This is a genomic window from Amycolatopsis sp. NPDC049159 (assembly GCF_040648295.1).
Classification (GTDB): Bacteria; Actinomycetota; Actinomycetes; order Mycobacteriales; family Pseudonocardiaceae; genus Amycolatopsis; species Amycolatopsis pretoriensis_A.
In genome coordinates, this window is record NZ_JBEZDL010000019.1 from 31040 (window position 1) to 57495 (window position 26456).

Annotated in this window: 22 protein-coding genes; 10 read left to right on the top strand and 12 right to left on the bottom strand. The window is 72.6% G+C overall.

Annotated features, from left to right (window positions below; genetic code table 11):
- Window positions 1-3: 3 nt before the first annotated feature.
- From AB0B33_RS31515 to AB0B33_RS31525, 3 genes are all read right to left on the bottom strand, one after another.
- Complete coding sequence (locus tag AB0B33_RS31515; protein ID WP_360778208.1) at window positions 4-618, bottom strand: TetR/AcrR family transcriptional regulator; 615 nt, start codon at window positions 616-618, stop codon at window positions 4-6.
- A gap of 47 nt (window positions 619-665) precedes the next feature.
- The gene (locus AB0B33_RS31520) at window positions 666-1523 is read right to left on the bottom strand and encodes an oxidoreductase (protein WP_360778211.1); all 858 of its coding nucleotides are present in this window, start codon (window positions 1521-1523) and stop codon (window positions 666-668) included.
- A gap of 66 nt (window positions 1524-1589) precedes the next feature.
- Window positions 1590-2654: an acyl-CoA dehydrogenase family protein gene (locus tag AB0B33_RS31525; RefSeq protein ID WP_360778214.1), complete on the bottom strand. Its 1065-nt coding sequence runs from the start codon at window positions 2652-2654 to the stop codon at window positions 1590-1592.
- 89 nt (window positions 2655-2743) lie between these two features.
- Here AB0B33_RS31525 and AB0B33_RS31530 point away from each other — a divergent pair, with 89 nt between their 5' ends.
- The gene (locus tag AB0B33_RS31530) at window positions 2744-3646 is read left to right on the top strand and encodes an AraC family transcriptional regulator (protein ID WP_360778216.1); all 903 of its coding nucleotides are present in this window, start codon (window positions 2744-2746) and stop codon (window positions 3644-3646) included.
- Window positions 3647-3745: 99 nt separating this feature from the next.
- On the opposite strand, the gene AB0B33_RS31535 is transcribed toward AB0B33_RS31530, so the two are convergent.
- Together AB0B33_RS31535 and AB0B33_RS31540 are read right to left on the bottom strand one after the other, a co-directional pair.
- Window positions 3746-4162 carry an SDR family NAD(P)-dependent oxidoreductase gene (locus AB0B33_RS31535; protein ID WP_360778219.1) on the bottom strand — a complete coding sequence of 139 codons (417 nt, stop codon included), beginning with the start codon at window positions 4160-4162 and terminating at the stop codon, window positions 3746-3748.
- A gap of 311 nt (window positions 4163-4473) precedes the next feature.
- Entirely contained in the window at window positions 4474-4923 is a 450-nt protein-coding gene (locus AB0B33_RS31540; RefSeq protein ID WP_360778222.1) for a hypothetical protein, read from the bottom strand.
- A 132-nt stretch (window positions 4924-5055) separates the two neighbouring features.
- Here AB0B33_RS31540 and AB0B33_RS31545 point away from each other — a divergent pair, with 132 nt between their 5' ends.
- Together AB0B33_RS31545 and AB0B33_RS31550 are read left to right on the top strand one after the other, a co-directional pair.
- Window positions 5056-6237: a histidine kinase gene (locus AB0B33_RS31545; RefSeq protein ID WP_360778225.1), complete on the top strand. Its 1182-nt coding sequence runs from the start codon at window positions 5056-5058 to the stop codon at window positions 6235-6237.
- A gap of 17 nt (window positions 6238-6254) precedes the next feature.
- Window positions 6255-6905, top strand: coding sequence for a response regulator transcription factor (locus AB0B33_RS31550; RefSeq protein ID WP_360778228.1), 651 nt, complete (start codon window positions 6255-6257; stop codon window positions 6903-6905).
- Here the strand turns inward: AB0B33_RS31550 and AB0B33_RS31555 are convergent.
- The gene (locus AB0B33_RS31555; RefSeq protein WP_360778231.1) at window positions 6798-7346 is read right to left on the bottom strand and encodes an RDD family protein; all 549 of its coding nucleotides are present in this window, start codon (window positions 7344-7346) and stop codon (window positions 6798-6800) included. The two genes, AB0B33_RS31550 and AB0B33_RS31555, sit on opposite strands and share 108 nt — an antisense overlap.
- Window positions 7347-7537: 191 nt before the next feature.
- Here AB0B33_RS31555 and AB0B33_RS31560 point away from each other — a divergent pair, with 191 nt between their 5' ends.
- Window positions 7538-8770, top strand: a complete 1233-nt coding sequence (locus tag AB0B33_RS31560; protein WP_360778233.1) for a LuxR C-terminal-related transcriptional regulator — start codon at window positions 7538-7540, stop codon at window positions 8768-8770.
- A gap of 21 nt (window positions 8771-8791) precedes the next feature.
- Here AB0B33_RS31560 and AB0B33_RS31565 read toward each other — a convergent pair whose 3' ends face one another.
- The gene (locus tag AB0B33_RS31565; RefSeq protein WP_360778235.1) at window positions 8792-12499 is read right to left on the bottom strand and encodes a S8 family serine peptidase; all 3708 of its coding nucleotides are present in this window, start codon (window positions 12497-12499) and stop codon (window positions 8792-8794) included.
- A gap of 262 nt (window positions 12500-12761) precedes the next feature.
- Between AB0B33_RS31565 and AB0B33_RS31570 the strand changes: the two genes are divergently transcribed.
- Window positions 12762-14669 carry a S9 family peptidase gene (locus tag AB0B33_RS31570; RefSeq protein WP_360778238.1) on the top strand — a complete coding sequence of 636 codons (1908 nt, stop codon included), beginning with the start codon at window positions 12762-12764 and terminating at the stop codon, window positions 14667-14669.
- 397 nt (window positions 14670-15066) lie between these two features.
- Here the strand turns inward: AB0B33_RS31570 and AB0B33_RS31575 are convergent, their stop codons facing one another.
- On the bottom strand, window positions 15067-15666 hold the full coding sequence (locus AB0B33_RS31575) for a TetR/AcrR family transcriptional regulator (protein WP_360778241.1): 600 nt from the start codon (window positions 15664-15666) through the stop codon (window positions 15067-15069).
- Window positions 15667-15763: 97 nt separating this feature from the next.
- Here AB0B33_RS31575 and AB0B33_RS31580 point away from each other — a divergent pair, with 97 nt between their 5' ends.
- Window positions 15764-16582, top strand: coding sequence for an SDR family NAD(P)-dependent oxidoreductase (locus AB0B33_RS31580; RefSeq protein WP_360778244.1), 819 nt, complete (start codon window positions 15764-15766; stop codon window positions 16580-16582).
- A 185-nt stretch (window positions 16583-16767) separates the two neighbouring features.
- Here the strand turns inward: AB0B33_RS31580 and AB0B33_RS31585 are convergent, their stop codons facing one another.
- Window positions 16768-18405, bottom strand: coding sequence for a vWA domain-containing protein (locus AB0B33_RS31585; RefSeq protein WP_360778246.1), 1638 nt, complete (start codon window positions 18403-18405; stop codon window positions 16768-16770).
- A 192-nt stretch (window positions 18406-18597) separates the two neighbouring features.
- Here AB0B33_RS31585 and AB0B33_RS31590 point away from each other — a divergent pair, with 192 nt between their 5' ends.
- Complete coding sequence (locus AB0B33_RS31590; protein WP_360778727.1) at window positions 18598-21576, top strand: BTAD domain-containing putative transcriptional regulator; 2979 nt, start codon at window positions 18598-18600, stop codon at window positions 21574-21576.
- Here the strand turns inward: AB0B33_RS31590 and AB0B33_RS31595 are convergent.
- On the bottom strand, window positions 21560-22348 hold the full coding sequence (locus tag AB0B33_RS31595) for a Calx-beta domain-containing protein (protein WP_360778249.1): 789 nt from the start codon (window positions 22346-22348) through the stop codon (window positions 21560-21562). The genes AB0B33_RS31590 and AB0B33_RS31595 overlap by 17 nt on opposite strands.
- A gap of 465 nt (window positions 22349-22813) precedes the next feature.
- Here AB0B33_RS31595 and AB0B33_RS31600 point away from each other — a divergent pair, with 465 nt between their 5' ends.
- Together AB0B33_RS31600 and AB0B33_RS31605 are read left to right on the top strand one after the other, a co-directional pair.
- Window positions 22814-23113 (top strand): hypothetical protein, encoded by a 300-nt coding sequence (locus AB0B33_RS31600; RefSeq protein WP_360778251.1) that lies wholly within the window; start codon window positions 22814-22816, stop codon window positions 23111-23113.
- Window positions 23085-23789 (top strand): sodium/calcium exchanger protein, encoded by a 705-nt coding sequence (locus AB0B33_RS31605; RefSeq protein WP_360778253.1) that lies wholly within the window; start codon window positions 23085-23087, stop codon window positions 23787-23789. The genes AB0B33_RS31600 and AB0B33_RS31605 overlap by 29 nt, the downstream gene beginning before the upstream one ends.
- A gap of 161 nt (window positions 23790-23950) precedes the next feature.
- Here AB0B33_RS31605 and AB0B33_RS31610 read toward each other — a convergent pair whose 3' ends face one another.
- Together AB0B33_RS31610 and AB0B33_RS31615 are read right to left on the bottom strand one after the other, a co-directional pair.
- A complete protein-coding gene (locus tag AB0B33_RS31610) occupies window positions 23951-25138 on the bottom strand; it encodes an oxygenase MpaB family protein (RefSeq protein WP_360778255.1) in 1188 nt (395 codons plus the stop codon).
- 120 nt (window positions 25139-25258) lie between these two features.
- Entirely contained in the window at window positions 25259-25501 is a 243-nt protein-coding gene (locus tag AB0B33_RS31615) for a hypothetical protein (protein ID WP_360778258.1), read from the bottom strand.
- Between the two features lie 582 nt (window positions 25502-26083).
- Here AB0B33_RS31615 and AB0B33_RS31620 point away from each other — a divergent pair.
- Window positions 26084-26353: a hypothetical protein gene (locus tag AB0B33_RS31620; protein ID WP_360778260.1), complete on the top strand. Its 270-nt coding sequence runs from the start codon at window positions 26084-26086 to the stop codon at window positions 26351-26353.
- Window positions 26354-26456 lie beyond the last annotated feature (103 nt).

Consider the following 26456-nt stretch of genomic DNA (forward strand, 5'->3'; position numbering starts at 1 on the left):
CGGTCAGGGCTCGATCCCCGCGACCCGCAGCCACACCACCCGGCAGGTCTCGGCGGCCTGGTCGAGCGCTTCGGGAGAAACCGCCGACGCGTGGTAGAACGTCCGCTCGATCATCCAGCACACCGCCCCCGCGACGGCCCGTGCGCCCGCCGGGCCGTCGCCGTCCGGGACGCCGGCGCGGAGCAGGATCACCGTGATCGCGTCGATGAAGATCTCCGCGGTTTCCGTCCACAGCGCACCCAGCTCGGGTATCGCCGAGGACTGGTCGATCGCGACGCGCATCACCAGGCCGTGCTCGCGCCAGCGGTCGCGGGTGCGGCGCAGGGCCGTCGCGATCGCGTCCGTGGGTGCGGCCGGGTCGCCGGCCGCCGCGCGCGACTTCTCGTGGAGCGCCTCGACGGTCCTGGCGAACAGGGCGACGAGCGCCTCCTGCTTGGAACTGAAGTAGAAGTACAGCGACGCGCGGGAGAGCCCGGCGCGTTCGGCGATGTCGGTGGTCGTCAGCGCGTCGAAGCTCTTCTCCGCCAACAGTTCCTCGAGTACCTCGAGGATCTTCAGCTCGCGCAAGTCCCCTTTGGACGGTCCACCGGACCGCCGCCGGACGGCCTTGTCAGGCATCGCGTGCCCCTCCCTTCCCGCGGGTACAGCTCACGATCGCACGGCGGTCAGTTCGCCGCGATCTGGTGCCCGTCCGGGAAGTCCGTCGATCGCGACAGCCCGGCCCAGCTTTCGATGTCCGCGGCCACCGCGGCCCGGCCGCTCGCGACGAGCCGCAACGCGTCCGAACCGAGGACGAGGTGCACGGGCGGCTTCTCCGCCTCGAGGACGGCGAGCACGGCTTCGGCGGCCTTGGCCGGGTCCCCCAGCTGGTTGCCGCTGGCGGCCTGCCGGGCCGCGCGGATCGGCTCGAAGAGCTCGTCGTAGTCCGCGATCGAGCGCTCGCTGCGGACCATCGAGCGGCCCGCCCAGTCCGTCCGGAACGAACCGGGCTCGATGACGGTCACCCGTACACCGAACCCCGCGACCTCCTTGGCCAGCGTCTCCAGCATGCCCTCCACCGCGTACTTGCTGCCGCAGTAGTACGCCAGCCCGGGGACGGTCATCAGCCCGCCCATCGAGCTGACCGCGAAGATGTGCCCCGCCCGCCGTTTCCGCATGCCCGGCAGGACGGCGTGGACGGTGGCCGCCACGCCGAAGACGTTGACGTCGAACTGCGCGCGCAGTTCGGCCATCGGGGACTCCTCGAACACACCCTCGTGCCCGTAGCCGGCGTTCGCGATCAGCACGTCGATGGGGCCGACGCTGCGTTCGACCTCGCCGACCGCGGCGAACACGGCCTCGTCGTCGGTCACGTCGAGCTGCCGGGCGTGGGCGCGACCGGGCGCGAGCGCCTCGAACCGCCCGGCGTCTTCGGGCTTGCGCACGGTGCCGACGACGGTGTGCCCGGCCGCCAGCGCGCCCTGGGCGAAAGCGCGGCCGAGACCGCTGCCGGCCCCGGTGATCAGGAAGGTTCGCTTCGTCATGCCCTGGACTCTACGCCTTGTTGATAAAATTCGACACTGTGTCGACGATCGCGGGCGCCCGGTCGGTCACCGCTCGGCGGGCACCAGGGCGGTGCCCAGGGTTTCGACCGCGAGGTACGGGTTGAGGTGCGGGTGCCTGCTGCCGACGGCGACGTCCCGCCAGAAGCGCTGCAGCTCGTTCGACGTCGCGAAACCGCTCGGACCGTGCAGGTCGAGCATCCGCTCGACGGCGGCCCGGCAGTCCCGGCCCGCGTCCGCGAGCGCCATGCGCAGCCGGGGACCGTCCACAGCGGACAACTCGGCCGAGCTCGCTTCGCGGGCCACCTCGAGCATCGTCTTCTCAGCACGGCCCACGAGGTGAGCGGCCTCCGCCAGCCACTGACGGGCCCCCGCCGACTCGCCCATGCGCGAATACGCGGACATGAACGGTTTGCGGTCCGAGCCGAACATCGCGATGACGGCGTCGAGCGCCCCTCGGGCGGCACCCACGACCGGACCGAGCACCGTGGTGGCGTACAGCATCAAGTCGCCCAGGGGGAAGGGCGCCGCCGCCGTGATCCGGCCGGCCGGCACGTGGACGCCGTCGGCGACCAAGGTGTGGCTACCGGTGCCACGCATGCCCGCCACGGCCCAGGTCCGCTCGACGACGAGGTCGGCCGTCGGCACCACCGCGAAAGAAAACTCGCCGTCGACCAGCACCGCGAGCGTGGCCCACACGGCGTCTTCGCAGCCCGAGACGTTCGGCCAGCGGCCGGTGACGCGCACCCCGTCCGGCACCCGCTCACCCTGCGCGCCGGGCACCCCCGAACCGCAGAAGAGCGCGTCCGGATCGGCGAAGAACTCCGGCGTCGCGGAACCGGGGAAGAAACGGGCGGCGAGGTTCTTGGCCGTGACGCAGGTCCCGGCGATCCAGGCGGTGGACGGGCAGGCCCGGCCGAGGCCGGTCAGCCGGCGCGCGATGGTCTCCGTGTCCGCCCATTCCCCGCCGTGCTCCCGGGGTGTCCGCCAGGCGAAGACGCCGTCCCCGTGCAGGGCGGCCAGGCCTTCGACCGCCGGCCGCTCGTTCTGTTCGACTTTCCCGGCGTGGGTGCGCAGGAGGTCCGTGGTTCGGGCGTTCGCGTATTCGATCACCCCGTCGACCCAAGCACCGGGCGCGCGCGGCGTGCCATGCGCCCGCGGCACCGGTTCATACGCGGCTGTGCGCCGGTAGCATCGCCGGTGTGGACCTGATCAGCGAGGTGATCCGCACCGTGCGGGTCGGGAGCGCCGGCGCCCGCGTGATCAAGCAGCCGTCAGCGGGCCTCAGGTTCGCCGCGTTCCACGGCAGCGGGTTCCACATCATCACGCGCGGCTCCTGCTGGCTGATCGGCCACGGCGAGCCGGTCTCCCTGCGGCCGGGCGACATCGTGCTCACCTCGTCCGGCGCCGAGCACGGGCTCAGCCAGGAACCCCGCGCCCTGGCGGACATCCCGCTCTTCGAGCTGGGGGCGCCCCCGCCGGTCCCGGAGCCCGCGGCCTTCGAATTCCTGTGCGGGGCCTACCGGCTCGACCACGGCCAGGCGCCCCAGTACCTGCGCGCGCTGCCCGACCTCATCTCGCTGTCGCCGGACTACGACCGGCACCCGGAGCTGCGCTCCCTGATCGACCTCCTCCTCGCCGACGTCTCGGCAGCCGGGCCGGGCTCCGGCGCGACGCGGCGGGCGCTGCTGGACCTGATCCTCGTCCAGGTCCTCCGCCAGTGGCACGAGCGGGACACCGCCGCCGGGTGGCCGGAGGTCGCCCACCCGGGGATCGCGGCCGCGCTGCGCGAGATCCACGAAAGCCCGCACCGGCCGTGGACGGTGGGCCGGCTGAGCGAGGTCGCGGGGATGCCCCGCACTGCTTTTTCCCGGCTGTTCACCACCGCGGTGGGCCGGCCGCCGATGAGCTACCTGACCGGCTGGCGGCTGGGCCAGGCCGCCCGGCTGCTCCGGGAAACCGACGCCGCGCTGGCGAGCATCGCCCCGCGGGTCGGGTACTCGACCGAATTCGCGTTCTCGGCCGCTTTCCGCCGCGAGTACGGCGTCTCGCCAGGACGGTTCCGCAGAACGCCGCCCACCCTCGCCGGCGCCGACGCTCACTGATCGTTCAGGAGCTGCGCGAGCTGCCGGTCGAACTCCCGCGGGTTCTTGCTCGGCGACGCCTTGACCAGCTGCGTGAACTCGTCGACCACGACCTCGGTTTCACCGGCTTCCACACCGTCGGGCGTGCGGCGGGCGGCCTCGGCCGGCCAGTTCCTGGCGCAGCGCGTTGCCCATGCTCCAGACGGCGGCCTTGGACACGGCGTAGGCGCTGCTACCGGGGAAGACGAACCAGGACGCCGAGGAGGCGATGTTCACGATCGCGCCGCCACCGTTCGCGGCGAGGACCGGCGCGAAAGCGCGGGCCGTCGACAGCGTGCCCGAGAAGTTCACGTCCAGCGCGGCGCGGACCGCACCCAGGTCACCGAGTAAGGCGCCGCCGCCGATCCCGGCCACCCGCTGTACTGGTGCTCGCGGAGCGACGGCTTCGTGCTGATCCTCGACCAGCTGGCCGCCGTCGAAGCCCAGGCACCGATCGTCGCCGGACGGCTCGACCCGGCGTGCGCCGCCGCCGGGCACCCGGCGCGAGGCAGCACCATCAGCGCGCGGTCCGGCCTAGACCGGCAGCGCCCAGGGCATGACCGAAACCATGCGCACCGCGGTACCCCGAACTCGAAACCGACTACGACGGCGACCCGGCGTGGCAACGGGTCACCGAAGCGATCCGCGCCGTCCCTTCGCTCGGCCGGGTGCGGACCGAACACCCGTGACGCCGGGTGCGTGCAGCTCCCGCGGATCCGCACCGCGGTCGTGGTGCTCCTCGCTGCCGCCCGCCCGCCGGGAAGTCGGTCCGGCCGCAGCCGGGCGTCCGGTTCGGCCCCGCGGAGGGCTCAGGCGTCGCGGTTGACCACCCGCAGGATGAGCCATTGGTCGAACCAGGCTCCCGCCGTGGTCACGACGAGCATCGCGAGGCCGAGGACCAGGTGGGTGTAGCTGTGCAGCGGTGCGGCGTCGTCGGTCAGCTTCGCCAGCCCGAACTGCAGGCCCAGCCTCAGCGCGAAGAGCACGGCGACGAGCGCGAGCGCCTGCTTGCTGCGCCACACCGCGCGCAGGTACTTGCGGCGCCGGTTCAGCAGGGTGAACCACAGCGTGAGGTGCACCGCCACGAGCGCCAGCGGCAAGTACACCACCCAGGAGTACCGGTCGCTGAACTGCAGGCTGAGGTCGTTGCTCGCGACCAGCAGCCCGACGAGCACGAAGTACCAGCCCGGCAGGCCTTCGATCTTCCCGGACCCGGTCCGGGGCGCCACCTCGGCCTCTCGCATCAGGTATCGGTTCATGGTGCCAGCTTTGCGGGGACGCCCCCTGGAGCGATCAACCGGCGGTACGAGATTCCGCCGCCGTCTCGTACCCAGGTACGAACTCCCGGCCGGCGCGCGGCACGTCGGCGCCGGGTGCGGCACGATCGGCAGATGACCTTCGCCGGCCACCCCGGGATCCCGTGGACCGGCCGCCGCGGACCGCTGGTGGCCGAGGCGGTCGTCCTCGGCCTGCTGGTGCTGCTCGACGCGGTCCTCGCCGCCCGGGCGGGGCCGGGGCAGGACGAGCTCGTCACGGTCGCGATCGAGTTCGCTCCGGGCGTCGGCCCGGTCGTGGCGCTACTGGCCGTGCTGCGCCGCCGATTCCCCGACCACATCGCCGGGCTGGCCGGCGCCGTCTCCGGACTTTCGCTGCTGGGCACGGCGGTCGCGGCGGTGCTGGGGGTCGCCGGCGCGCGGCTCCCGCCGCAGCCCGGGGCGGCCGAAACCCTGGCGATCGCGCTCCTGGTCGGCGCGTCCTGCCACCGGCTCGCACCGCGGGCGGCCACCGTCCAAGCCGTGCTCGGCGGCTGCGCGGTGACCCTCGCCCCGATCATCCGCTACGGCACCGGCTCCCCGGCCGCGCTGTACGCCGCGGGGGCCGCGGTGGTCTGGGGCGGTGCGCTGGCCGGTGGCCTGGTCCTGCGCGACGCCGACGTCCGCCACCGCGTGGACGTCCTCGAACTCCGGTCCGCCGAGCGGTTGCGGCTGGCCCGTGAACTGCACGACCTCGTGGCGCACCAGATCACCGGCATCGTCGTGCGCGTCCAGGCCGCGCACCGGGTCGCCAAGCGCACCGGCGGCGACACCGCGACGTTCGCCGAGCTGGAAACCGCGGGCACGACCGCACTGTCGGCGATGCGCCGGCTGGTCGGCGCGCTGCGGACCGGCGACGAAGACCTCTTCGTGCCGCCCGCCGACCTCGCCACCGCCGTGGACCGCGCGGTGCCCGATGACGACCGCATCCACCTCGAAGTGAGCCCCGACCTCGCCACGCTGGCCGTCGCACCGGAGGTGGTGACCACCACGCACCGGCTGCTCACCGAGTCGCTGACCAACGTCCGGCGGCACGCGCCCGACGCCGCCGAGGTGCAGGTGCTCGTCCGCCACGAGCCGCGTGGCGAGCTGCGGGTCGAGGTGGTCAACGACGGCGCCGCCCGGCCCGCCCGCCGGGGTGGCTACGGCCTGCTCGGGATGGCGGAGCGGGTCGCGGCGGTGGGCGGTACGGTGCAGGCGGGACCGGCGGAGGGCCGGCGCTGGCGCGTCGTCGCGCGGCTGCCGCTCGAACCCGGCTGAGGCGAGGGAGACCGGGGTTGCCGACGCGAGTGCTGATCGCCGACGACCAGGCGATGGTCCGCGCGGGGTTCCGGCTGATCCTCGAAGGCGAACCGGACATCGAGGTCGTCGGCGAGGCCGCCGACGGCGACCAGGCCGTCCGGCTGGCGCGCGAACTGCGCCCGGACGTCACGCTGATGGACATCCGGATGCCCGGCATCGACGGCCTGCGGGCCACGGAACTGCTGGCGGGCCCCGGAGTCGCGGATCCGGTGCACGTCGTGATGGTCACGACGTTCGGGCTGGACGAGAACGTGCACGCGGCCCTGCGCGCCGGCGCCTGCGGGTTCCTGCTGAAGGACGCCGGGCCGAACCTGCTCATCGAAGCCGTGCACGCGGCCGCCCACGGCGAAGCCCTCGTCTCCCCCGCGATCACCACGCGGCTGCTGGCGCACTTCACGCACAGCGTCTCCCTGCCCGCGGTCCAGCCCGCGAGCCCGCTCACCCCACGCGAGCTGGATGTCGTGAAAGCCGTGGCCCGCGGCGAAACCAACGACGAGATCTGCCGCTCGCTGGTGGTGTCACTGCCGACGGTCAAGACCCACATCGGCGCGGTCAAGCGCAAGCTCAGCGCCCGCAACCGCACCGAAATCGCCATCTGGGCCTGGGACAGCGGCTTGATCCGCTGATCTGGGGACGTGCACGACGACCGTGCGCGCCACGACGTCGCCGAAGCGCTGCCGCCGACGCGTCACGAGCATCACCACGGTCCCGGCCAGTCCCCACGCGAAGCCGTCGACCAGCATCAGCAGGTCGCGCACGACGAACGCGCCCAGCGACGGGTGCGCGCCTTCGAGGGTCTGGATCCGCAGGCGCAGCCAGCGCATGGCCGGGGTCTGCCCGCCGTGCCGGTAGGGCCACCACACGGTGACGAACACAAGACCGACGAAGTCCAGCGCCAGCATCGTGTAGACGACGACCTCCAAAAACGTCAGCAGGCCCGGGCCGTGCGGGTGGAACAGCCAGATGACGGCGATCGCGAGCAGCAGCGTGGGCACGAACACGAGCAGCTCGTCGAGCAGGAACTGCACCAGGCGGCGGCCGACGACACCGAGTCCCGGACGGGTCATCAGCCCATGATCTCGGTCCGCGCGCCCGGGCGCGCGCTGAGCCGGCTCCCACCCCGGACCGAGTCCCGGGCCACGACTTCGCCCCCGGGGCTGGGCACCGGCGGGCGCGGCCGGGCAAGGCTCCGGCGCACCTCGCCTGGCGACGGGGAGACCACCCGGCGCGGGTCTCCCGGACGGGGCAGGCGGCCGCGATGGCCGCCCACTTCGCGGCGCCGGTACCCGTCGCGGCCGCGGGCACCGGCGCCCAGCTCTCGATCAGCCGCGCCGCGCCCCGGCGAGCGCGCGATCCCCGCTCGCCCCCGGGCGGGCCCGGCCAGTGCTCCACGCTGGAGCCGTCCGGGCACGGACTCCACGACTTCTTCGGCATGGACCCGAGCGGCCCCGGCGGGCGGGTGGCTTACGCTCGCCGGATGCTGGACGCAATCGGGGTGACCGGAGACGAGGAGCGGGTCTACCGGCTCCTGGTCGGGATGTTCGACGCCGGGCCGGTGCAGCTGGCCCAGCAACTGCGGCTCACGCCGTCCCAGGTGTCGGCCGCGCTGCGTTCGCTGCACGCCAAGGGGCTGGTCAGCCTGGTCGCCGGGGACGAGGTGCGGTACGCGCCGACACCGCCGGACGTCGCCTTCGGTCCGTTGCTGATGCGCGGGCAAGAGTCGCTCGAATGGGCCCGGGCCGCCGTGAACCGGCTGGCCGAGGACTACCGCGGCGGTGCCCGGCGGCGCGACGCGACGCAGCTGGTCGAGGTGATCAGCGGCAGCGCGGCGATCCGGCAGCAGGTGGCGAACCTGCAGGCCGGGGCCCGCCACGAGATGCTGTGGTTCTGCAAGGCCGGGCACATCGCGATTTCGTCGGCGGAGAACCACGACGAGTTCGACGCGCTCGCCCGCGGTGTGCGGTTCCGGGTGGTTTACGAACGAGCCCTGCTGGAAGAGCCCGGGATGATCGAGAACGTCGCGCTCGGCATCCGGCACGGCGAGGCGGCCCGGTCGTCCACGGCGGTGCCGGTGCGGATGGCGATCGCGGACGGGTCCATCGCACTGTGCCCGCTGGTGCAGACCCTCGACGGCGCCGGCGAACCCACCGCGGCGCTGATCCGCGACAGCAGCCTGCTGGCCGCGTTGATCGCGTTGTTCGAAAGCTACTGGGAACGCGCCTGGCCGTTGCGCGCGGACGGGACACCGCAGGACGCGACCGAACCGGCGCGCGGTGGCGCCCGTCCCGACCGGGACGAGCGCCACCTGCTGTCGTTGCTGGTCGCCGGGGTCACCGACAAGGCGATCGCGACCCGGCTCGCGGTGAGCCAGCGGACCGTCCAGCGGCGGATCTACGACCTCATGGCCCGGATGAACGTGCAGACCCGGATGCAGCTCGCCTGGGAAGTCAGCCGGCGCGGCTGGCTCGACGAGCCGGCGGCGGCCGGGTAACCACCCCGGCCGCCGCTGTGCTCAGGACAGCCCGTACGCCCGGATCACGGTCTGCCGCACCGCGTTCGCGCCGTCGGAGGCGTTCACCCGCAGCGCGACGAACCCGTTGGTGTTGGCCCGCTTCGGCACGTCGAGCTTGGCGCGGAACTTCCCGTCTCCGACGCTGTCGACCCGGTTGACCGCGGTCCAGGTGCGACCGTCGTCGAAGGACACTTCGACGGTCAGCTTCGGATTCTTCGGCGCGGCCATCCCGTCCTGGTTGCGCACGGTGAACTCGAGCCGGTCGGGCCGGCCCGCCCTGGTCCGCTGCGTCAGGTCGGTCTGCACGCCGAAATCCACCTGCAGCAACGGAAGCAGGTCGGTCCGGGTGCCGGCCGGCCGCTGCGAGGCGAACGTCCAGGACGTTTCGGTGCGCGTGCCGAACTGCCACTCCGGAGCGGCCTTCGCCACCGCCACGTCGAGCCGGTAGGTCGCCGGGCCGGCGTCCGCCGGGAAGCTGCCCCACGCGACGCGGCCGTCCTCGACCAGCTGCCCGTCGCGGTACAGCTTCGCGCTCAGCTGGTCTTCCGGTTCGTCCATCTCGGTGTCGGCGAAGGCATAGTGCCCGGCTTCCGCGTCGACGTATTCCGGGATCCGGATCGCGAACGTGTCGCCGGTGCGCGACGACGTCAGCCCGGCGCCGCGCGGAATGGCCGGCCGCACCACCGGGGTGTACCACCGTTCGCTCGCCCGCTCGCCCGGACGGAACGTGCGCGGCGGGCCGATCTGCCCGTTGGCCAGCGGGTCGAAGGTGTTCCAGGCGAGCTTGTTGTACACCCGGTGCTGCCAGATCGTGTCGTCCGCGGAGACGATTTCCTCGCGCGTCGACGCGGTCTTCGCGAACCGCTGGTACTGGTTCGTCGCGTACTTCTCCCACGGCCGCCAGCCGAACCGCTGCTCGGACAGCCACTCCTGGTCGCCGGTCTTCGGGTAGTCCACCTTCACGGTCGCGCTGTTGCGGTCGGAGACCTCGTGGACGACCCGCTGCGGGATCTGGTCGCGCGACACCTGCAGCACGTCGTACAGGTAGGGACTGACCGGGGTCCCCCGCAGCACCATGCTGGTGAACCCCAGCTTGGCCCGCTGAACCAGTTTCACACCCTGCTCGTTGGTGACCATCATGGCCGGGATCGGCAGCCGGTCGCCGCGCGGCGACCAGTGCGCGTAGGTGTGGTCGCCGGGCCTGATGATCATGATGACCATCGCCGCGCCCGCCTTGGCCGCGGCCGCGGCGATCTCTTCCGGGATGCCGCCGTCGTCCGGCGGCGTGACCAGGGCGATCTTGCCGCGTGCAGTGCCCCACTGGTCCGGCTTGTTGCCGTCCACGGGAGCGACGGCCAGCCAGCTGGTCCCGGAGATCGCCGGCGACGGGCCGAGCGTGAACAGCTCCGGTTCGAGGCCGGTCCACGGCAGCACGGTCGCCGTGACCATCGGCGCGGTGAGCTGCCAGCGGGTGCCGAACTCGAACGTACCTTTCGTCACCTTCCGCGTCGGCGTCACATAGATGTGCCGGGTGCCGGGGAACTCCATGATGTAGTTCGTGACGTTGCGGTCGCCGAACTCGCGGTGCGTGTAGCTGCTGATGATGTTTTCCAGCGTCGCCGGCCGTGGCGTCTTGATCTCGACCGGCACCGCGGCCCGTGCGTCCATCACCAGCTTCGCGTCCTGGGTCAGCGGGACTTCGGGCTTGACGACGATCGCCAGCTCCTCGTCCGGGGCCAGCCCGGTGTGGAAGACGGCTCGCGCGTAGTAGTCGCCTTCGGGGAGTTCGAAGGTGGTGGCTTCCCTGATGTCGCCGAAGATGTCGTAGCGGGAGTCGGGGCCGAAGAGGTCGATCTCCATCCAGTCGCCGGTCTTGCCGGCCCGGTCGAGACCGCTGACCGTCAGCTTGTGCTTCGGTGCTTCCTTCACCAGCCCGATCGTGGTGTGCACGGCCCCGGCCAGGAGGCTGCCGGTGTAGTTGCCCGGAGCGAGCGCGGCCGGGTCGACGATGATCCCGACCGTGGCGGTGCCCCCGGCCGGAACGTCCACAGTGGACTTGTCGAGCTTGATCGCGGCGCCCGGCGGGGAGCCGCCCGGGCGGTGCAGGTCGAGCCGCGGGGTGAGGGTGACCGGCGCGGAAGTCGTGTTGGTGTAGCTCACTTCCTTGCGCACCGTGCCGCTTTCGCCGGTGACCGGGCCGATGTTCAGCGTGCCGGTCGCGAAGACGCCGGGCTTGACCGCGGCGGCGGTGAGGTCGACGCGTCCACCGCCCTGCTGGAAGACGGTGAGTCCGCTGGTCGGCTTCGCCGTACTGGCCAGGCCGTCCTTGAGCTGCTGCCCGGTCCACTGTGGATAGCGCTGCGCCAGGATCGCCGCGGCGCCCGCGACGTGCGGCGTCGCCATCGACGTGCCGGAAGCCGCGGTGTAGTACTGGTCCACCACGGCGCCCATCGACGTGCCGGCCGCGCGGGCGGCGACGATGTCCACGCCGGGCGCGGTGATGTCCGGCTTCACCGCCTGGTCGCCGAGCCGCGGGCCCGTGCTGGAGAACGGCGCGAGCTGGTCCTGGCGATCCACCGCGCCGACGGTCAGCGCCGCGTCCGCGGTGCCGGGCGTGCCGATCGTTTCGGGCCCGAGCCGGCCGTCGTTGCCCGCGGCGACCACGAACAGCGCGCCGGTGCGGGCGGAGAGCTCGTTGAGCGCGACGCTGAGATCGTCCGTGCCGTCGGTGGCGCCGCCACCGAGGCTCATGTTGATCACCTTGGCGCCGGTGGCCGCGGCCCACTCCATGCCCTGCAGGACCTCGGACGACGTGGCTGAGCCGTCGTCGCCGAGCACCTTGCCGATGTACAGCTTCGCACCCGGTGCCGCACCCTTGCGCTTGCCCGCGTCGGCCGCGCCGCTACCGGCGATCGTCGACGCGACGTGCGTGCCGTGACCGAACCGGTCGACCATGTCCGCGCTGGACGAGAAGTTGGCGGTCTTCTCGACCCGGCCCGCGAGATCGGGGTGGGTGGCGTCGAACCCGGTGTCCAGGACTGCGACCTTGACACCGGAGCCGTCGTACCCGGCCGCCCACGCCTCCGGAGCGCCGATCTGCGGGACACTGCGGTCGAGCGACGCGTGCACCTTCCGATCCAGCGAGATCCGTTCCACCGCGCCGGAAGCGGCCTGCGGACCGGTGAAGGACCGCCAGAACTCGCCGGCGCGCTTCTTGTCCTCGCGGACCGCGCGGCCGTGCACACTGGGCAGCTCGGCGCCCCGCTCGGTGCCGGCCAACGTCGGCGCCGCGGCGATCGACATGCCCTCGGCGTAGTGCACGATCAGCGGAAGCTGCGCGGCGGCCTCGTCGGCGTAGCCCTGCGCGATCAGGCCGGTGACGTCGAACAGGTCCTTGTCGAGCCGCTTGGCGGCGACGAACCGCATCGCGTCGGACGGGACGACCACCAGCTTGCCGTCCACCTCGGACTGGCTGAACCGGATCGACTCCCGGTCCTTGCCCGGCCGGACGGTCGCGATCCGCCGGCCGCCGGGTACGGATTCGACTTGCACGACATCGCCGGTCAGCAGCGTGACACTGTGCCGTTCACCGGGATTCCGCGGCGGCGCGCCGACGGCGGGGTCGGCCGCCGCGGGGACCGCCTGGCCGAGTGCCGCGACCAGTGCCCCCGTGCAGGCGAGTGCGAAAACTCGTGATCTCCACGTCATCGCACCAGGTTCGGGGGAGCTGGGGTCCGCGTCACTACCTGGCGGGTGTCGCGGTTGCGACATGTCGCATCTGGGACAGCGGTGCCCGGTCACTGCCGCGGTGGTCCGGACCAGCAGCCGACCAGCACCGGACTCGGCCGAAGTCGTGCGCGGCGACGGTCGGAAGAACCTTGCCGGCACCGCTCCGCCCGCGCGGCTCGCCGGCCCTCGAGACCGGTCTCTCGCCCCGGTGGGGCGCTGGTGACTTCGGCACACTGATCACATGACGGGTTTGACTGCTGAAGTGGTGGTCGAGGGTCGCGTCCCGCAGACCCCGGCGCTCGCTCCGAACGGCCATCTGCTCTGCTACGTCCTCGCCCCCATCAGCAGGGTCGGTGACCACCTCGACACCGCACTCTGGCTGGCCGACATCGACGGCGACGGTGTGTGGAGCCGGGTGACCGCCGACACCGCGACGGAGTCCCGGCCCCGTTGGTCCGCGGACTCGCGCTCGCTGTACTTCCTGTCCGACCTCGCCGAGCGTGGTACTCCGCAGCTGCACCGGCTCACCCCCGCCGACGGCGTGGTGATCGACTTGACCGGCTGGCGCGCCGGCATCGTCGACCACCTGCCGCTCGCCGATCTCGAGCTGGTCGCGCTGCTCGCCTACGACGAGCCCACCGAGCAGGACGCACGCCGCGCCCGGGACCGTGACGACGCCATCGTGTTCGGCGAACGCGAACCCCTTGCCCGGCTGCGCCTGCTCGACCTGCGCACCGGCCAGGTCACCACCCCGAGCGTGTTCGGCGACCGGCACGTCGTGGAACTGCGGCAACGACCCGACGGTGGCCCGCTCGCCGTGCTCACCCAGGACAGCGCCGACAAGGACTACGGTCCCCGCACCGGCCGGCTGCACCTGTTCGACCCCGCAACGGGGACCGCGGAAGACCTCGGACCGGTCGAGGTCGAGGCGCAATCCCTGGCCTGGTGGCCGGCCGAAGACGGTTGGCACCTCGGCTACCTCGCCCTCACCCCACCCGACCTCCACGCCGGCACCGCCGTGTTCGACCTGGCCGTGAGCAGCCGGGTCCGCCGCAACCGCACCGCCGGCCTGCCGATGTGCCCCACCGAGCTGTGCCAGACCGACGCCGCCCCGCTGGTGGTGTTCGCCGACGGCCTGAACACGACCCTGGCCCGGCTCGACCCAGGCGGCCCCACACCACTGTCGCGGCACACCGGCCACCTCGACGCCCTCACCACCACCCCCGCGGGCAAGACGGTCACGGCCTTGACCGGCAGCCGTCACCAACCCACGGATGTTCACGTCGGGCCACCGACCGGGCCGCTGCGCAAGATCACGGACACCCGCCCCGAACTGGACACCATCACCTTCGGCACCCAGCGACCGCTGGCCTACCGAGCCGCCGACGGCCTCGAGCTGGACGGTCTGCTCGTGCTGCCGGCCGGGAAATCCGCCTCGGACGGCCCGTTCCCGCTCGTCACGAGCGTGCACGGAGGCCCCTACGACCGGTACGCCGATCGCCTCCAGCTGTTCTCGTTCCCCAGTGCGCGGGCACAGTGGCTGGCCACCGCCGGGTACGCGGTGTTCCTGCCCAACCCGCGCGGCGGCCAGGGCCACGGTCACGAGTTCGCGGCCGGCGTCGTGGGCCGGGTCGGCCGGGAGGAGTGGACCGACATCCTGACCGGCATCGACCTGCTCATCGCCGAGGGCATCGCCGACCCCGACCGGCTGGGTATCGCCGGCGGGAGCCACGGCGGATTCATGGCCGCCTGGGCGGTCGGGCAAACCGACCGGTTTCGCGCCGCGCTGGTCGACGCGGGTATCACCGACTGGGGAATGCTCGCCGCGACCGGGGAATACGGCCAGCTCGACGGCGCACTCAGCGGCAGCATCGGGTGGGACGGGATCGGCCCGCACCCGCACGACGCGGTCAGCCCGGTCTCCTTCGCCGGCCGCATCCGCACTCCGGTGCTGATCCTGCACGGTGCCGAGGACACCAACGTCCCGCTCGGCCAGGCCGTGTACTTCCACCGGGCACTGCGCCACTTCGGCGCCGAGCACGAATTCGTGATCTACCCCCGAGAGGGCCACTCGATCCGGGAACGCAACCACCAGCTCGACGTCCTGCACCGCACCCGCGCCTGGTTCGACCGCTGGCTCCGGCCCTGAGCGGGAGCCGCCACGCCTGCATGGCTTCCGGTCCAGTCACGACAACCCTGCACACGCGGCGGCCAGGATCGCTGGCGCCGCACCCACGACGCTTTGCCCGACCGGTTTCGTCCGGCACGATTTCCGGGCCCGCTCCCCGCTCGATGGGCTCGATGTCGAGGCCTTTCGCTGAGATCGAGCCGTCAGCCGGCGCTTCGGCCTGGTGAACCGCGGCGCCCGTCCCGAAGCCGCCAGAAGTACGTCGTCACTGACCTCGTCCGCGACAACACACGAGCGCGACAGCAGCCTGCGGCTCCGCTCCGGCGTCAGCTCTCGCAGCACCGAGCCGGCCCTGCGGCATCAACGCCATGCTGCCGGCGTCGCTCATTCACCAGCCTCAGCCGCTTTGATGTTCGCTTCAGGCGAGTGAGCCGACCGCGGCCATCGCCTGATCGAGCGCTTCGTGCAATGGCCCACCACTCGCTGCGACCGAAGCGTGCGCCGCGGTCAGGCAGGCGAACGCCGACCCGACCAGCGCCAGCGGAGCCGGGTCGGCGTCCTCCCACGGCTTGCCGGCCTTGCGAGACCGGGCCCGGGCGGCGTCCGCGATCCGGGACTGGTTGCCGAGCATCCGGTCCAGGTAAGCCGCGCGCAGGGACGCGGAACCGTTGATGACCCGCTGCAGCTCCCCCGCAGCGGCCGCCTGCACCGGGTCGGTCATGTAGTCGACGACGTCGTCGAACATCCGCCGCAGCGACGTCCACAACGGCTCGTCCGGCGGCCGCGCCTCGAGAGCTTCGACGAACTGGTCGCCGAGACGCTCGTGCTTGCCCAGGATGACGTCTTCCTTGCTGCCGAAGTAGCGGAAGAAGCTGCGCTTGGACATGCCCGCCGCCGCGGCGATCTCGTCCACCGTCGTCTCCTCGTACCCGTGCTTCACGAACAACGCGAGCGCGGCATCGAGCAGCTGCTGGCGCACAGCCAGACGCGTGCGCTCCCGCAGGGACGGTGGTTCCACCCGGCCAGGCTAGCATCACACGCCGTTCTTGACACCGAGTGCCAACTTGGGCGTACGGTGACAACAAGAGTTCGTCCAGCCATGGAGGCACACACCCATGCCCAAGACCTGGTTCATCACGGGCACTTCCCGCGGCTTCGGGCGCAGTTGGGCCAAAGCCGCCCTCGAGCGCGGTGACAAGGTCGCCGCGACCGCGCGTGCCACCGACACGCTCAACGACCTCGTCGAAGCCTTCGGCGACGCCCTGCTGCCGCTCGCGCTCGACGTGACCGACCGGGATGCCGCGTTCGCCGGCGTCAAGCAGGCCCACGACCACTTCGGCCGCATCGACGTCGTGGTCAACAACGCCGGCTACGGCCACTTCGGCTTCGTCGAGGAGATCACCGAACAGGAAGCCCGCGCGCAGATCGAGACCAACGTCTTCGGTGCCCTGTGGGTCACCCAGGCCGCCATCCCGCTCCTGCGCGAGCAGGGAGCCGGGCACATCGTCCAGGTCTCCAGCATCGGCGGCGTCGGCGCGTTCCCCAGCCTCGGCATCTACCACGCCTCCAAGTGGGCCCTCGAAGGCTTTTCCGAGGCGCTGTCACAGGAAGTCGCCCCGTTCGGCATCAAGGTCACGATCATCGAGCCGGGTGGTTACGCCACCGACTGGGGCACCGCTTCGGCGGTCCGCTCCGACCCCCACCCCGCGTACCAGCCAATCCGTACCGCCATGGCCGCCCGCCGCGGCGCAGCCCGGTCCCCCGGCCCCGAGGCCACCGTCGCGGCGGTACTGGCGGCCGTCGACGCCAAGCAGCCGCCCCTGCGCCTGCTGCTGTCCAGCACCGCCTACGACCTCGCCCAGAACATCTACGCCGGACGCCGAAAGGTCTGGGCCGACTGGGAGTCGACCTCCCGCTCGGCCGACGCCGGCTGACCGTTCTCCTCGGGCACGTTCGGCACGCGGCCGGACGAGATTCCACCGGAAACCTGGCGAGGCTCAGCGAGACCCAGAGCTCACAAGCGGGTTCGCGCACCACGGCGGCCCGTCGGCCTCCGGTACCCGCGCCACGACCGATGGGCGGCCACCTCGACCGGATCGAGGTGGCCGCCCGACAGGGGCTACCGCTCGGTCGACAGCTGGAACTCGACGCCGCCGAGGTCATCTTCGCCGCTGGACTGGGAAACGCGGAAGACGAAGTCGGTCCCCGCCGCCGCGTCCGTCGCGGTGAACGTCACCGCGGTCTCCAGCCGTTCCTTCGGCTGGATCACCAGGCCCTGCAGGACCGCCTGCGGCCCGCCCGTGATCGCGACCTGCGTCTCCCCCACCGGACGCACGCCGACGCCCTTCTGGCCGCCTTGGCGCCAGCGCTCGGCCAGCACCTTGCCCAGGTCGACGACCACCGTGCCGGGGCCGCCCGCGAACGGCTTGCCGGGCTGGGTGAAGAGCAGGTCGGTGGTGGTGGCCCGGTCCGCGACCGGGTTGCCGAGGGTGAACGGGTGCGTCACCGGCGTGCCGGGCTTCAGCTTGATCGTGTCCACGTTGCGCCACGCGATGTTGTTGTTGTTCCGCGTGTTGACCAGCGTGTTGGAGCCGGTCAGCTCGGGGTAGGTCATCGGGTCGGTCGCCGAGATCCACCGGGCGAGCAGGCAGAAGTGGCCCGGCCCGGGCACCGCGGTCCACGGGATCGCCACCTGGGTGGAGCCGGCCGGCACGGTCACCGTCGCCGAGGAGCCGATCGAGGTCCAGTCCACCGGCCACAGCGCCGCGCCGCCCTGCGCGGTGTAGGACACCTCGACGTGGCCGGTCGACGGGCCGGACCCGCCCGGGCCCGGGGCGTTCAGCGTGACGACCACGTAGTTCGTCCCGCCGACGACCGGGCTGGTGCCCGAGCACGGCGGCAGCGACGTGCACACCTTGATGTCCGGGCTCGTCCAGATCGGGTTCAGGCCGTGCGGCGCGACCCCGGTGTCGGCCGGCGCGTCCTTGATGAACACGTCGGTCTTGCGGCAGTTCTTGAGCGCGTCGAGGATCGCCGTGCCCGCACCCGTGCCGCTGGCCGGCGTCGCCGCGTACGTGCCGCCGGTGGTGGTGGCGTAGTCCTGCATGATCGTCGAGATGCCGGGCAGCGTGTTCGTCTGGACGTAGACCGCCGAGACCTTGATGCCCTTCGTCGCCGCCTGCACCGCCCGCGAGTGGGCGTTGGCCTGGTCGGCCGCGGTGAAGGTGTCGTCGAAGCCGCCCGGGTGGGCGTCGGTCACCAGGATGACCATCTTCGTGGCGTTGCTGCGCCAGGTCCCGGAGAAGTTGCCGGTCTGCGGGCGCCCGGTGGCGGGCAGGTTGTTGACAGCGGTGTTGACCGCCTCGTCGGACGCTTCGGGCTCACCGCCGCCGCCCGACGCGGTCAGCGCGTTGATCTGCGGGGTGACCGTGGCCAGGTTGAGCGGCGCGAGGTCGGTCCGGACCGTCACGTCGTCCTTGAACGTGACGAGGCCGAGCTGGTAGTCGTTACCGGAGTTGGCCTGCACGGCCGCGGCGATGCTGCCCAGCTCGTTCTTGATGGTGGTCAGCGCCGGGCCCATGCTGCCGGTGTCGTCGATGACGAACGCGACGTCGAGCGGCCCGCACGGCGACGTGGGCGGCGGTGCGACGGCTGGGGCCGCTGCCGCGGGGACCACGGGCAGGAACGCGGCCGCGGCGGCGAACGCGAGCGCGGCGGTGAACGGTCTGCGGCGCCGGGGCCGCGATCTGGTGCTCATCCGGTCTTCCCTCACTCGAGTCGGAACAGGGACGGGAACCGAGCGTCACCGCAGCCGGTTGTGAAGCGGTTGTCGATGCCCCGCGGATCAGCTGGTTGGCTGTTTTCGCACCTCCTTCGCGCTGGTTACGCTCGCTGAGCGGTGGTGCCGCGCGGGAAGGAGCGGGGGGTGTCCCAACCCGGGGAGCTGCGCGTGCTGGGGCCGGTCGAAGCGGTGGGGCCGGCCGGGCCCGCGACCCTGCACGGGACGCGGCAGCGAGTCGTGCTCGGAGTGCTGGCGCTGCACGCCGGCACGGTGCTGCCGATTCCGCGGCTGATCGACGTCCTGTGGGGCGAAGACCCGCCGCGCACCGCGGTCAAGACCCTGCACAGCCATGTCGCCCGGCTGCGCCAGGCGCTGGAAAGCTGCGGGTTCCCGGCCGTCCTGGTCACCCGGGAGCCGGGTTACCTGCTGACCGTCCCGCCGGTGGCGGTCGACGCGCACCGCTTCGAGCAGCAGCTCCGCGCGGGCGCGGCGGACCTCGCGGCCGGCGCCGTCGAGCGGGCGGCCACCACCCTGCGCGCCGCGGTCACCCTCTGGCGCGGGGACGCCTTCGCCGACGCGGAGCCGTCCGGCTGGGGCCGGCGCGAGGTGGACCGGCTGCACGAACTGCGGCTGGGCGCGGTGGAAGACCTCTGGGACGCCGAACTGCGGCTGGGGCACCACGAACAGGCCGTCCACGAGCTGCCCCGGGTGCTCGCCGCCGCGCCGACCCGGGAACGGCTGACCGGGCTGCACATGCTCGCGCTGTACCGCTGCGGGCGGCACACCGACGCGCTCGACGCCTTCCAGCGGCTGCGGCGGCGGCTCGCCGACGAGCTCGGCGTCGACCCCGGCCCCGAACTGCTGGCCCGCCACACGGCGATCCTGCGGCGGGACCCCGGCCTCGATCTGCGCCCGGTCTCGACCGGGCCCTCGCAGCTACCCGCGGGCGTCGGGCACTTCACTGGACGCGAAGCCGAGCTCGCGGCTCTCGACGCCGTGCTCGACGAGCCCGAACGGCCGGTGGTGGTGCTCTCCGGCGCGGCGGGTATGGGCAAGACCGCGCTGGCGCTGCACTGGGCGCACCGGGTCGCGGCCCGCTTCCCGGACGGCCGGCTGTTCCTCGACCTGCGCGGCGAGGATCCGGACGAGCCGCTACCCGGCGCCCTGGCGCTGACGCACCTGCTGCGCGGCCTCGACGTGCCCGAAGAGAACATCCCGGGCGATCAGGCCGGGCGCTCCGCGCTGTACCGATCGCTGCTGCACGGACGCCGGTGCCTGGTCGTGGTGGACAACGTGGCCGGCATCGAGGACGTTCTGCCGCTGATCCCGGGTACCGGTTCGGCCCTGCTGGTCGTCACCAGCCGGCAGCACCTAGCCGCGCTGGGCACCCGCCACGCCGTGCGCCCGATCGCCCTGGACGCCTTCGGGCACGCCGAGTCCGTCGCGTTGCTGGACCGGGTGCTGGGCGGCGAGCGGGTGCGGCGCGAGCGGGGACCGGCCGCACGGGTGGCGCGGCTGTGCGGCGGGATGCCGCTGGCGCTGCGCATCGCGGCCGCCCGGCTGGTGGGTGCGCCGGAACGGCCGATCGCCGAGCTCGCCGCTGAGCTGGCCGGGACCGGTCGGCTGGAAACCCTCGCGGTGGAGGGGGATTCCCGCACGGTCCGGGCGGTGCTCGCGACCGCCTACCGTCCCTTGGCCGTCGCGCAGGCCAGGTTCTTCCGCCGGGCCGCCCTCGGCCCGGGGGCCACGTTCAGCGCCGCACTCGGCGCCGCGCTCTGCGCGGTGGCGGGCACCGACGGCGACCACGCCGCGGCCGGGCTCGCCGCCGCGCACCTCGTCGCGGCCGCCGGCGCGGGCCGGTTCCGGTTCCACGACCTGATCCGGGAGTTCGCGCGGCAGTGCGCGCGGGCCGACGAGCCCCCGGCCGCCCGTGCGGAGGTCGCCGACCGGCTCGTCGACTGGTACCTGGTGGCCGCGGCGGCGGCGAACCGGGCCATCGACCCGAACCGCGACCTGGTCACGCCGGTCCCGCGGTTCGCCGCGCCCGAGGTCCCGGTCGGCGCCGACCGGCACGCCGCGCTGACCTTCCTCACCGCCGAGCGCGACAACCTGCTGCCCGTCGTGCGGTTCGCCCGCGAGCACGGCCGCGCCGAGGCCGCGTGGCAGCTGACGTACCTGCTGACCAGCTTCTACGACACGGCCGGGCACTGGCACACCCGCGTCGAGCTCTGCCGCGAGGGTGCCGCCGCCGCGGCCGGGCTCGGCGACCCGCTGGCCGAGGCGGAGATGCTGCGGGCGCTGGGCGTCGCGTACTTCATGACCCGGCGGCTGCCGGAGGCGCTGGAGACCAACGCGGCCGCGCTGCGGACGGCGCAAGCCGCCGGGGACGTGCAGGGCGAAGGGCACATCCACAACAACACCGCCAACGCCTACGCCGAACTGCGCCGCTTCGACGAGGCCGTCGCCGCCCACCGGCTGGCGGTGGCCCGCAACGCCGCGGCCGGCAACGACCTCGGGCACGCGCTGTCCCAGCGGAACCTCGGCCACACCTACGTCCGGATGGGCCGGGCCGCGGAGAGCTTGGAACCGCTGACCGCGGCGTTGTCGACGTTCCGCACCCTGGGCAACGCACGGCTGGAAGCCGCCACGCTCGACACGCTCGGCGAGGCGCACCTGCAGCGCGGGGACCACCGCACAGCCTTGGCGCACCTCGGTGAGGCCCTCGCGGTGAGCCGCGTGCTCGGCGACCGCTGGCTGGAGTGGGAGTCGCTGCTCGACACCGGCCGGGTCCACCTGAGCCGAAGCGACTTCACCGCCGCGTCGGACCACTTCGGGCAGGCCCTGGACCTCAGCCGCCACGTCGGCGACCGGCACGGCGAGGCGGCCGCGTTGGAGCACCTCGGGCGGGCGCGGCTCGGGACGGGCGACCTGGCCGCCGCCCGCGAGCACCTGGAACGCGCGCTGGCCGTGCGGGCCACGGTGCCCGACGGTTACGAGCAGGCGCACCTGCACCGCGACCTCGGTGACCTGGCGGCGCGACTCGGCCGGCCCGCCGACGCGGCCCAGCACTGGGCCGCGGCCGCCGCGTTGTACACCCAGGCCAACGCGACGGCCGAGGCCCGCGAGGTGGCTAACCGCCGGGCTTGATCGTCACCTCCGACCGCGCTGTGCCGAGCTTGCCGGCCGACGGGCTGAACAGCTCCAGCACGAACCGGGACTCGCCCTGGCCGGGCTTGGGGGTCAGCAACTCGACCACGGCGCTGCCGGCGGAAGCGCCGGCCGGGATCGTCACCGTCGCGTCCTTGACCGGCACGTACGCCGGTTCGCCGGTGCCGACGGGCAGGGTCCGGTAGTGCACGGTCACCGGCGCCTCGGCGGGGCCGCCGAGGCGCACCCCCACCGCGCAGACCTTCCAGCAGATCTTGCCGCCGTCGGTGGAGACCACGACCGGGGGCCCGACGGCGCCGTCGTCGTCCAGGATCCCGCCCGCGGCCAGGTCGTCGGCCAGGACCAGGCCGACCGGATCGGACAGGCGCAGCAGGAACGGCTCGTTCGGCTCCCCGGCGGCGTCCTTGACGACCTGGACGGCGACGGTGCGCGGGCCGGAGTCGCCGGTCCAGCTCAGCTTTCCCGCGGCGGGCTCGTAGTCGGCCGGGCTGCTCGCACCCGGTGAGCCGTCCGCGGTCCGGTAGGAGACCGAGCCGGTGGGCGCGCAGCCCGCGGCCGCCGTGACGGACACGGTGAACGTGAAAGTGGTGGAGGCCGGGCCGGGCTCCCCCACAGCCGGCGTGCCCTCGTAGAGCGTCCGGTCGGCGACCGCCACCGACGCGGGCCCGCAACCGGCGACCACAGCTCCCGCAGGCGCGGCGGTACCCAGTCCGAGCATGAGCAGGCCGACCACGAGCACCGCTGATCTCATCGAAGTCCCCTTGCGTCCGGGCCCGCGGAGCAGCGCGCCACCCGGCATGCGTACCGCACCCCGGTTGCAGCCGGGTTGTGGCCGGGTGACGGGCCGCCACGGTCCCGCGTACCGACAAGCGCGGACGGAGCTCGACCCGGCCGGAGCCCGGAACGCTGCGGGGCCATCCGGGCAGCCCGCGCCGATCGACGCCCGGGGGACGGCCCCGCGCCACACCGGACCGGATCGAAACCGGCCACGGGAGCAAGCCCGTACCGCGCGGTCCGGCGAGCCGCCTGGGGATTCGTGGCCGTGACCACCGAGTCCGAGCCGGAGCGCTTCGGGATCACCCGCACCACGAGCAGTGGCGCGCCGTGGGCATCCGCGCGCTGACCCCGGCGCGCGCCGGGACGTGCAAGGACGCTTCCCCGGGGGTAACCCGAACCGAGCCCGCTGCCCACGCGGCGCTGTCCCGGAGGAGGTTGTGTGTCGAGTCTGTCGCTGCCGTTGCCTTTGCTGATCTTCGCCGGAGCGGGGGCAGCGATCTGGGTCGCCGGGACCTCGTTGTCGAACCAGACCGACGTGCTCTCCACCCGGCTGCACCTCGGGTCCGCGCTCGGCGGGCTGATCCTGCTGGCGGTGGCCACGAACCTGCCGGAGATCGCGATCGTGGCGACGGCGTCGCTGTCGGGCAACATCGGGGTCGCGGTCGGCAACGTTCTCGACGGCATCGCCATCCAGACCCGTCGTCCTGGTCGTGCTCGACATCGCAGGCGTACGGGGTGACCGCCCGCTGACCTACCGCGCCGCGTCACTGGTCCTGGTCCTCGAGGCGCTGCTGGTCGTCGCCGTGCTCGCCGTCGTCATCGCCGGCACCCGGCTGCCCGCCAACCTCATCGCCTTCCGGCTGACCCCGGGCCCGGTGCTCATCGCCGTGCTGTGGGTCGCCGGGCTGTTCCTGCTGCGCCGCGCCGGGCGGTCGCTGCCGTGGCACGAATCGGGGCAAGCACCCGACGGGCAATCCCGCCCGCGCGGGCACAAACGCCACCACACCGAGCAGCAGGCCAGCGCAAAAGGCACGAGCACCACCAAGTCGGCCCTGATCTTCGCCGCCGCAGCCCTGGTCACCCTGGTGGCCGGCGTCTTCCTGGAACGCAGCGGGGACGCGATCGCCGACCACACCGGGCTGTCGGGAGTGCTGTTCGGTGCCACGGTGCTGGCCGCCGCGACGTCACTGCCCGAAATCTCCACCGGCCTGGCGTCGGTCAAGCACGGTGACTACCAGCTCGCGATCAGCGACATCTTCGGTGGCAACGCATTCCTGCCCGTGTTGTTCCTGGCCGCCACCCTGCTGTCCGGCAAAGCCGTCCTGCCGCAAGCACAGAACACCGACATCTACCTCACCGCACTGGCCATGTTGTACGTGCTCGGGCTGGCCGGCCTGTTCGCCATCGCCACCTGACCGAACGACGGCGGACGTGCGAAGCGGCCAGAGTCGTCAACCCGAGCAGCCGCTCAACCGTGGGGCGGCCACTACGCGTTCGCGACGGCGTCCGAGCGGGCCGAGCCCGCCGGGTGCTCCACGTCGGCTTCCCCCGAGCCCGCACGGTTCGTTCTCCCTGCTTACCGGCCTTCCTGCTCGACGCCTGAAGACGGCGCTCGCCGGACGGGGCAAACACCGGCGGCGAGCCACTTCTCCCGCAAGCCCGCCGGGATGTCCAGCGTGGTCGGCTGACCGTTGGTGAGTGTGCGCACGCTTCCGCCGAGCAGCAGGGTTCCCGCCTTGTCGAGCACCGCGGTGGCGGTCCGGCTGCGGTCTTCCGACCGTTCGAGCAGCCGCATCAAGCGCGTCCCGGCACCGACCACCCGGCTCCAGCCCCGCGAGCGCGGCACCTCGAGCCAGTCGGCGACCTCCGGGGTGACGACCTGGCGGACGACCGCGGCGGCCACCCCGTCGAACGCCTTGCCCGGGATCATGTCCTCGTACAGCCGCAGGAGGTTCCGGGTCAGCTCGATGCCCTCGGCCGAGGGCCCGTAGGTCGCCTCGACCAGTTCCGCGTTCAGCTCCCGGGCCTCAGCCAGCGTCTCCGGCATTGCCTCGGCCGGGATGCCGAGCATCGCACCCGTCACGCGCCAGACGTGGTAGTAGTACTCCGCCTCGCGTTCGGTCACGGAAATCCCGATCCGGCGCATGCCGTCGATGACCTGGACCGAAAAGATGAGCAGCGCACCCAGCATGTCCTGCTGGCACAACGGCACTCCCTCCGCCGCCGCGTCCCACTCGCCGGAGCGGGTGATGAAGTACCGGACGGCGGCGTGGATGAGCCGCGTCTTCTGGATCGCCGGCACGAACCCGCCACCGGAGCCGAACGGCGCGGGACCCATCATGTTCAGCACGAACTGCGAGGTTTCCGACAACCGCCGGTGCGGCTGGTTCAGCCGGTGGGTCAGCGACAGCACCCGGGACGGCCGCGGCTGGGCGTAGCAGTTCACCATCGCCCCGAACGACAGCACCGAAGCAACGTGCACGCCATCGTCGACGAAGAACTCGTACGCGCCCGCGACTCGATCGAGGTCGGCCCACTCCGGCGGGACGTCCGTGGCGACGAGGTAGCGGCGCACCGACTCGGGCAGGTTCGCCGGAATGGGCTGGTCGTTGTCCCGGAATTGTGCCAGGACCTCGTTGACCACTCCGGTCTGGCCGCTGGCCACCAAATCCGCGATCACAGCGTCGGGGAGCGGGTCGCCGTGGAACTTCAGCTTTTCGAAGGCGGCCGATCCGGCCGCCGTGGTTTTTCGGGTTTCCGGCACCGGCTGATTCTCGGCGCGCGGAGAAATGCGCGGCTAGCGCCATCCGGGGACGACCGGCCCACGAACCAGTGACCGTCCCGATCACTTTCCGTCGACCAGCTCGGGAGTGGAGGAACTCGGTCACCGGGTGCCACGATCACCCGGCGGATCCTCGAACGAGGTACCCGGCAGCAAGCCTTCGGCCGATCGACGACCACCGGGCAGAACCTCGCCTTCAGCCGCGAATTCAGGCAGGAGCGCAGGCGCGGGTACCGGTGTGTCGTCGTCACCGGCAACCTCCACCAGGTCGTCGGCGCACCCACCGCCCTCTGCCACTGGCCCCGCGCCACCACCCGGGAGTTCGCCGCCATCCTCGTGCAGCACCGCCTGATCACCTTGAGCGTGCCGGGACTGCGCGCCATTGCCGGCTTCCTGGCCGCCCTCCCCGGACCGGCCGGGTGGATGAAGCCGCTCCTGTTCGCCGGAGTGGGCCGGCCGGAGGGTGACGCCAGCACGGTCCTCCGCCCTGCTGCCGAGCCGCGGTCCGCCCGCAGCGGATCAAGCAGCCGGCCAAGCCGATCACCCTCGTTCCCGGCTCTGTCGAGGCCGGGCGCCCGCTGACCCGGCTGCGCCTACGACAAAGCCGTCGCCATCCGCGTCGGATACCCGTTCCGCTCCACCGACAACCCGAGGCACTGCAACGATTTCACCGGATCGGAGCTGGTGCGTGAGCGGCGAGTTCGCGCACCGGCCCCTGCTACCGTGCGCCCATGACCGTGATCCACCGGGTCCACCGCACCGTCGCGGTCCACCCCGGCCTGTTCTTCCTCGCCTACGTCAATCCTCGACCGTGGCGAGATCTGCGGCTTCGGGCTCGACGGCATCGCGTTCGTCAGCGCGTTCCAGTCCCACCTCGTCACCGCCGACGTGGAAGTCGTCGCGCACCCGTTCGACGCGCCTGCCTCGATGGACGCGCCGCACGTCCGGACCCACAGCGGCACTTTCGCCTTCACGGGCGAAGGGATGCGGTTCGAGAACCCCGACGAAACGCAACCCGGAACCCGGTTCGCCGTGCCGCTGTCCGGACAGCGCGACGTCGTCGTAACCCGCCGCCTGCTGGTGTCGCCGTCCTCGTTCGCCCCGCCGCACGACGACCCCAACCCCAGCGGACTGGAACACTGGACGATCACCGTCCTACCCGGACACGCCGACACCCACGGCCGGGCCGTCGGCTGAGCCACCGGGCAGGACTCGCCCGGGGCCGGTCATCGCGGACGAGCGACCATTCTGCGTGAGCGCCCCGAACGGCATCGTGAGCCCACACCGGTTCGGGTGACAG

What these genes read in the sequence shown, in the direction of transcription:
- AB0B33_RS31515 (WP_360778208.1), bottom strand. Translation starts at nt 618, where the DNA reads ATGCCTGACAAGGCCGTCCGGCGGCGGTCCGGTGGACCGTCCAAAGGG.
- AB0B33_RS31520 (WP_360778211.1), bottom strand. Translation starts at nt 1,523, where the DNA reads ATGACGAAGCGAACCTTCCTGATCACCGGGGCCGGCAGCGGTCTCGGC.
- AB0B33_RS31540 (WP_360778222.1), bottom strand. Translation starts at nt 4,923, where the DNA reads ATGAACCGATACCTGATGCGAGAGGCCGAGGTGGCGCCCCGGACCGGG.
- AB0B33_RS31545 (WP_360778225.1), top strand. Translation starts at nt 5,056, where the DNA reads ATGACCTTCGCCGGCCACCCCGGGATCCCGTGGACCGGCCGCCGCGGA.
- AB0B33_RS31555 (WP_360778231.1), bottom strand. Translation starts at nt 7,346, where the DNA reads ATGACCCGTCCGGGACTCGGTGTCGTCGGCCGCCGCCTGGTGCAGTTC.
- AB0B33_RS31560 (WP_360778233.1), top strand. Translation starts at nt 7,538, where the DNA reads ATGGCCGCCCACTTCGCGGCGCCGGTACCCGTCGCGGCCGCGGGCACC.
- AB0B33_RS31565 (WP_360778235.1), bottom strand. Translation starts at nt 12,499, where the DNA reads ATGACGTGGAGATCACGAGTTTTCGCACTCGCCTGCACGGGGGCACTG.
- AB0B33_RS31570 (WP_360778238.1), top strand. Translation starts at nt 12,762, where the DNA reads ATGACGGGTTTGACTGCTGAAGTGGTGGTCGAGGGTCGCGTCCCGCAG.
- AB0B33_RS31580 (WP_360778244.1), top strand. Translation starts at nt 15,764, where the DNA reads ATGCCCAAGACCTGGTTCATCACGGGCACTTCCCGCGGCTTCGGGCGC.
- AB0B33_RS31585 (WP_360778246.1), bottom strand. Translation starts at nt 18,405, where the DNA reads ATGAGCACCAGATCGCGGCCCCGGCGCCGCAGACCGTTCACCGCCGCG.
- AB0B33_RS31595 (WP_360778249.1), bottom strand. Translation starts at nt 22,348, where the DNA reads ATGAGATCAGCGGTGCTCGTGGTCGGCCTGCTCATGCTCGGACTGGGT.
- AB0B33_RS31620 (WP_360778260.1), top strand. Translation starts at nt 26,084, where the DNA reads ATGGACGCGCCGCACGTCCGGACCCACAGCGGCACTTTCGCCTTCACG.